Source organism: Alphaproteobacteria bacterium (assembly GCA_030740435.1).
Classification (GTDB): Bacteria; Pseudomonadota; Alphaproteobacteria; order UBA2966; family UBA2966.
Genome location: JASLXG010000198.1, coordinates 50,886 through 57,386 on the forward strand (window position 1 = coordinate 50,886; position 6,501 = coordinate 57,386).

General features: G+C 67.5%; 8 protein-coding genes. All 8 read left to right on the plus strand.

The features are described 5' to 3' along the window. Positions 1–65 precede the first annotated feature (65 nt). Complete coding sequence (locus QGG75_19010) at positions 66–1,145, plus strand: dihydrodipicolinate synthase family protein (GenBank protein MDP6069319.1); 1,080 nt, start codon at positions 66–68, stop codon at positions 1,143–1,145. Positions 1,146–1,158: 13 nt separating this feature from the next. After that, positions 1,159–1,923: an ABC transporter permease gene (locus QGG75_19015; GenBank protein MDP6069320.1), complete on the plus strand. Its 765-nt coding sequence runs from the start codon at positions 1,159–1,161 to the stop codon at positions 1,921–1,923. A gap of 3 nt (positions 1,924–1,926) precedes the next feature. Continuing rightward, entirely contained in the window at positions 1,927–2,703 is a 777-nt protein-coding gene (locus QGG75_19020; GenBank protein ID MDP6069321.1) for an ABC transporter ATP-binding protein, read from the plus strand. Between the two features lie 3 nt (positions 2,704–2,706). Continuing rightward, positions 2,707–3,858, plus strand: coding sequence for a Gfo/Idh/MocA family oxidoreductase (locus QGG75_19025; GenBank protein ID MDP6069322.1), 1,152 nt, complete (start codon positions 2,707–2,709; stop codon positions 3,856–3,858). A gap of 11 nt (positions 3,859–3,869) precedes the next feature. Further along, positions 3,870–5,027, plus strand: coding sequence for a dihydrodipicolinate synthase family protein (locus tag QGG75_19030; protein ID MDP6069323.1), 1,158 nt, complete (start codon positions 3,870–3,872; stop codon positions 5,025–5,027). A gap of 27 nt (positions 5,028–5,054) precedes the next feature. Continuing rightward, positions 5,055–5,378 carry a hypothetical protein gene (locus QGG75_19035; protein ID MDP6069324.1) on the plus strand — a complete coding sequence of 108 codons (324 nt, stop codon included), beginning with the start codon at positions 5,055–5,057 and terminating at the stop codon, positions 5,376–5,378. Beyond that, the gene (locus QGG75_19040; GenBank protein ID MDP6069325.1) at positions 5,375–5,572 is read left to right on the plus strand and encodes a hypothetical protein; all 198 of its coding nucleotides are present in this window, start codon (positions 5,375–5,377) and stop codon (positions 5,570–5,572) included. Before QGG75_19035 ends, QGG75_19040 begins: the two co-directional genes overlap by 4 nt. Before the next feature lie 63 nt (positions 5,573–5,635). Continuing rightward, positions 5,636–6,418 (plus strand): sugar phosphate isomerase/epimerase family protein, encoded by a 783-nt coding sequence (locus QGG75_19045; protein MDP6069326.1) that lies wholly within the window; start codon positions 5,636–5,638, stop codon positions 6,416–6,418. The last annotated feature ends 83 nt before the right edge of the window (positions 6,419–6,501 follow it).

The window sequence follows — 6,501 nt, forward strand, 5'->3', positions numbered from 1 at the left end:
CATGCCTCGCCATGGTGGCGGGGTTTTTTTGCCGCTCGGCGGCTATTTAGTATATTCGCCACGCCATGCCGCTCCATCGCACCGACCTTGATCCCGAGAGCCTGGCCCTGTTGCGCCGGGGCGCCGTGATTCCGGCCCATCCCCTGGCGCTCGATGCCGGCCGCGACCTCGATACCCGGCGCCAGCGGGCGCTCAGCCGCTATTATCTCGATGCCGGGGCCGGCGGCCTGGCGGTGGGCGTTCATACCACGCAGTTCGAGATCCGTGAGCGCGGGCTTTATGAACCGGTGCTGGAGTTGGCGGCCGAAACGGCGGCGGATTGGTGCCGCCGGCCGCTGTTTCTGGTGGCCGGCCTGGTTGGGCTTACCGACCAGGCGGTAGATGAGGCTCGGACGGCCGTGGCGCTGGGCTACCAGGCCGGCCTCTTGAGCCTGGCGGCCTGGCGGGGCGCCGGCGAGGACGAGATCGTGGCCCATTGCGCCCGCGTCGCCGAGGAGATCCCGCTGGTCGGGTTCTATCTCCAGCCGGCGGTGGGGGGCGTGCTGTTGGCGCCCTCGTTCTGGCGCCGCTTCGCCGCCATCGACAACGTCGTGGCCATCAAGATCGCGCCCTTCAACCGCTACCGCACGCTGGACGTGGTGCGCGGGGTGATCGAGGCCGAGGCGCAGGATCGCATTACGCTGTACACCGGCAACGACGACCGCATCGTGCTCGACCTGTTGGCGCCTTTCCGCCTCAGGCACCAGGGCCGCGAGGTCGAGGTGCGCATCCGGGGCGGTCTGCTGGGCCATTGGAGCGTCTGGGTACAAAACGCCGTGCGTTTGCTCGAACGCGCCCAGGCCGCCGTTGCCGCCGGGCCGCTGGATCCCGAACTCCTGGCGCTGGACAGCCAGGTCACCGACTGCAACGCCGCCTTTTTCGACGTGGCCAACGATTTCCGCGGCTGCATCGCCGGCTGCCACGAGGTGCTCAGGCGCCAGGGCTTGCTGGCCGGCACCTGGTGCCTCGATGCGGACGAGGGCCTGAGCCCTGGCCAGGCGGCCGAGATCGACCGCGTGCTGGCGGCCTATCCGCACCTCAATGACGACGACTTCGTGGCCGCCAACCTGGAACGCTGGCTGGCCTCGCCTGGCCAAACCCTCTAAAGTCGCCGGCCGCATGGAAAAGCTCTCCGAAAACCTCCGGCGCTACGTCCTGATCGTCGCCATCCATCTCGGGGTGGTGCTGGTCTGGTACCTCTTCGTGGTGATCTGGGAGGTGCCGGAGTTCGTCATGCCGACGCCGGCCGACACTTTGATGTCGCTGGGCGAAGACTACAACTGGCTGCACAACACCATGATCACCGCCGGCGAGGTCTTCGGCGGCTATCTGCTGGCGGTGGCGGTGGGGGTGGGGCTGGCGCTCTTGTTTTCATGGTCGCCCAAAGTGGACCGGCTGTTCATGCCCTTGATCGTCAGCCTCAACATGATCCCCAAGGTGGCGCTGGGGCCGCTTTTCATCGTCTGGTTCTCCTATGGTCTCGGCCCCAACATCATCATCACCTTTTCCATCTGCTTCCTGCCGGTGCTGATCACCACGGCCCGGGGGCTGAGGGAGGTCGAGCCCGACCTCATCGACCTGGTGCGCTCGCTCAGGGGCTCGCGCTGGCAGATCTTCACCAAGATCCAACTGCCGGGCTCGCTGCCCTATGTCTTCTCGGGCATGAAGGTGGCGGTGGTGCTGGCCGTGGCCGGGGCCATCGTCGGCGAATTCATCGCCTCGGAGGAGGGGCTGGGCTACCTCATGATGCAGGTCCAGGTGACGCTGGATACCGCCGCCATGTTCATGGCGGTGCTGATGATCACCCTGGTGGGCGTCGTGCTCTACGGTCTGGTGCTGCTGCTGGAGCGCCTGTTCGTGGTGCAGGACGCGCGGGTCGAGTAGGCCGTGCAGAGCACCTCCCGCCAGCCCTTCATCCAGCTCTCCGGGGTGCGCAAGGTATTTCCCACCCGGGGCCAGGAGTTCGTCGCCGTCTCGGACGCCACCTTCGACGTTTTCGAGGGCGAGCTGGTGTCGCTGGTCGGGCCCTCGGGCTGTGGCAAGACGACGCTGTTGAAGATCCTGGCCGGGCTTTACCAGCCCGACGGCGGCAGCGTGCGCATCGGCGGCAACGGCGGCGACTTCGATCCGGCCCGCGATATCGGCATGGTCTTCCAACAAGCGCTGTTGCTGAAATGGCGCAGCATTGTCGACAACGTGCTGTTGCCGGCCGAGATCCTCGGCCTCTCCATGCGCGAAAGCCGCGAGCGAGCCCTTGATCTCCTGGACATGGTGGGGCTGGCGGAGTTCGCCCAAAGCTATCCCCACGAGCTTTCCGGCGGCATGCAGCAGCGCGCCGCCATTGCCCGATCGCTGGTCCACGATCCCAAATTGATCCTCATGGACGAGCCCTTCGGGGCGCTCGACGCCATGACGCGCGAGCGCATGAACCTAGAGTTGCTGCGCATCTGGCAGCGCGCCGGCAAGACCATCGTCTTCGTCACCCACGGCATCCCCGAGGCCGTCTTTCTGGGCACGCGCGTAGTGGTGCTGACGGCCGGTCCGGCGCGCATGGCCGACCTCATCGAGATCGAATTGCCGCACCCGCGGACGCTCGATCTCAGGACCCACGAAGCCTTTGGGGACTACACCCGCCGGGTCTATCGCCTCTTCGGCATGGAGTGAGCTATGAGCGAACACCGCCTGGGTATCATCATGAACGGCGTCACCGGGCGCATGGGCAGCAACCAGCACCTGGTGCGCTCGATCCTGGCGATGCGCGAGGCGGGCGGCGTGACGCTCGACGACGGCCGGCGCATCATGCCCGACCCCATACTGGTGGGCCGCGACCTCGACAAGCTCGAGGCCCTGGCCGTTGCACACGGCATCGAGCGCTGCACCAGCAACCTCGAGATCGCCCTGGCCAACCCCCAGGATACGCTTTATTTCGACGCCGTGACGACGCCCCGGCGGGCCGACAACCTGCGCGCCGCCATCCTCGCCGGCAAGGACGTCTACTGCGAAAAACCCAGCGCCGCGACGCTCGAGGAAGCCCTCGACGTTTACCGCCTGGCCGAGGACGCCGGCATCCGCCACGGCGTCGTCCAGGACAAGCTCTGGCTGCCCGGGATGCTCAAGCTCAAGGGCCTGATCGACGAGGGCTTCTTCGGACGCATTCTCTCGGTGCGCGGCGAGTTCGGCTATTGGGTCTTCGAAGGCGACGACCAGGCCGCCCAGCGGCCCTCGTGGAACTATCGCAAGGACCAGGGCGGCGGCATCATCCATGACATGCTGTGCCACTGGCGCTATCTGCTGGATGGCCTCTTTGGTGGGGTCAGGCGGGTGAGCTGCCTGGGCGCCACCCACGTGCCCAGGCGCTGGGACGAACAGGGCGAGGCTTACGACGTCGATACCGATGACGCGGCCTACGCCACCTTCGAGCTCGAGGGTGGTGCCATCGCCCACTTCAACAGCTCCTGGTGCGTGCGCGTGCGCCGCGACGATCTGCTGACGCTGCAGGTCGACGGCACCGAGGGCTCGGCCGTGGCCGGGCTCAGGCACTGCCGCATGCAGTCGCGCGCCGCCACGCCCAAACCGGTGTGGAACCCCGACATCGACCAGCCGATAGATTTTTTCGCCGGCTGGCCCGAGGTGCCGGAGCCGGAGAGCTACGAGAACGCCTTCAAGGCCGAATGGGAGCTTTTTATCCGCCACCTCTACGGCGACCAGCGCTTCCCCTGGGACCTCCATGAGGGCGCCAAGGGCGTGCAGTTGGCCGAGCTCGCCCTGCAGAGCTGGGAGGAACGCCGCTGGCTCGAGGTGCCCGAGCTGGAGACGTAGGAGACGCAGGCTTGCCGACGATAGATCTGCCGCTGGCCGATGGTGGCATCGAGAGTTACCTCACCGGGACGCCTGGTGACTTTCCCCGGCCTGACGCCCCTTTCAACCGCGTCGCCTACGCCGCCGTGCACGTCGTCGCCGATCCCCTGGCGGAGGTCGACCCCTGGCTCGGGGCGGCGCTCGACTGGGAGGCCACGCTGGCCTATCGCCGTTACCTTTGGGACCTCGGCTTGGGCGTGGCCGAGGCCATGGACACGGCCCAGCGCGGCATGGGGCTCGATTGGCCGAGCGCGCTCGAGCTGATCAAGCGAAGCGTGGCGCAAGCGCCGCCGGGGGCGCTGCTGGCCTCGGGCGCCGGTACCGACCACCTCGCGCCAGCGCCCGGCGTCACCCTCGACGACGTAATCGCGGCTTACGAACAACAGTGCGCCGCCGTCGAGGCGGCCGGCGGGCGGATCATTCTCATGGCCAGCCGGGCCCTGGCCGCCGCAGCCCGCGGCCCCGACGACTATGCCAAGGTCCTGGGCCGCATCCTGGGCCAGGTTCGCGAGCCCGTGCTGATCCACTGGCTGGGCGAGATGTTCGATTCCGCCCTGGCCGGCTATTGGGGGCACGACGATATCGATCGGGCCATGGCTGTCTGCCTCGAGGTGATGGCCGAGCACGCCACCAAGATCGACGGCATCAAGGTCTCGCTGCTCGACGACGTTAAGGAAATCGCCATGCGCCGGCGCCTGCCCGAGGGCGTGCGCATGTACACCGGCGATGATTTCAATTTTGCCGCCCTCATCGCCGGCGACGACCAGGGCTCGAGCGATGCCCTCCTTGGCATTTTCGACGCCATCGCCCCGGCCGCCTCGGCCGCGCTGGCGGCGCTGGCGGCCGGCGACCGGGGGCGTTACGACGAGATCCTGGCGCCTACCGTGCCGCTGTCGCGCCACATCTTCCAGGCGCCCACGCGTTTTTACAAAACCGGCGTCGTCTTCATGGCCTACCTCAACGGCCACCAGGACCATTTCGCCATGCTTGGCGGCCAGCAATCGGCGCGATCGTTGCTGCATCTGGCCGAGCTTTTTCGTCTTGCCGACCGGGCCGGGCTGCTGGCCGATCCCGACCTGGCATGCGTTCGCATGAAGCGCTATTTTGTGCTGCACGGTTTCGGCGAATGATTGCATCTCGGGTAGGGCGCGATGGACATGGAATGGCTGCTCCTGATCGTCTTGCTTGGTAGCGACGATGGCGCGCGCTACGAGCCCAGACCTTATGCCTGCGAAAAGCAATGCATCGCGGCGGCCCAGGAATTCGTCAGGCAATACCCGGCCTTCGAGTGGCGCGACCACCGCCCATCGGGTGATCTGCTGGCGCTGGTGATGCGCCCCTACGTGAAATGCCAGCCGAACAGGATGCCGGACGATTCGGCGGAAGGCGAGGCCGTCGGCAAGTCGACGGCAAGCCGGGCGCCGTGCCCGGTCCCGGCGATGGATTTCCCGGCACACGACAGGGTCGAAGAGGGGCCATGAAATGGCTGCTGCCGGTCGCAGCGCTTGGTGTCGACGGTGATACGCCTTACGATCCCATACCCTTTTGCTTCGGAAAACGAGCACATCGCGGCGGCCGAGGAGTTCATCAGGCAGTACAGGGCATTCGAGTGGCGCAAACACCGGGAAAAGCCAATCGCGACGTTGCCGGTGGTGCGCTCCTTCGTGAAATATGAACCGGAGGTCGGAAAATCATAGGTCCGAACCGCCAGCGCCTGAGCATCAACCAAGCCACGACCATGCCCTGGTCGCTGGCCCAGGCCATCGAGGGCTATGCCCGAGGGGGCGTGCCGGCGATTTCGGTTTGGCGCGACAAGCTGGCGGAAATGGGGCTGGGGAACGCGGCCCGGCGGCTATCCGAATCAGGCTTGACCGTCACCGGGCTCTGCCGCGGCGGCATGTTCCCGGCCACCGACGCAGCCGGCCGGCAGGCGGCGCTCGAGGACAACCGGCGCGCCGTCGACGAGGCCGCGGCCATCGGCGCGCGTTGCCTGATTCTGGTGGTGGGCGGCCTGGCGCCGGGCTCGAAGGACCTGGCCGGCGCCCGGGCCGAGGTCGACGACGGCCTGGCCGAGCTTTTGCCCTATGCCCGCCAGGCCGGCGTGCCGCTGGCCATCGAGCCCCTGCACCCCATGTACGCCGCCGACCGGGCCTGCGTGAACACGCTGGGCCAGGCCAATGACCTTTGCGACCAACTCGGCCCCGGTGTCGGCGTCGCCGTCGATGTCTACCATCTTTGGTGGGACCCGGATCTGGAGCGCCAGATCGCCCGGGCAGGGGCCGGGGAACGTATTTTGGCCTTCCACGTCTGCGACTGGTTGGTGCCGACGCGCGATCTTTTGCTCGACCGCGGCATGATGGGCGACGGCGTCATCGACATCCCCAAGATCCGCGCCTGGGTCGAAGCGGCGGGTTACGAGGATTTCTGCGAGGTCGAGATCTTCTCGCAGCACGATTGGTGGCAACGCGATCCCGACGAGGTCGTGGCCACCTGCATCGAGCGCCTGGCCACGGCGGTGTGAAGCCCGCGCGCCCGCGGCGCCCCGCGCCCGGGGGGGCGGGGGGGGGGGGCGGCGAGGGGCCGGGGGGGGGGGGGGGCGGGCCC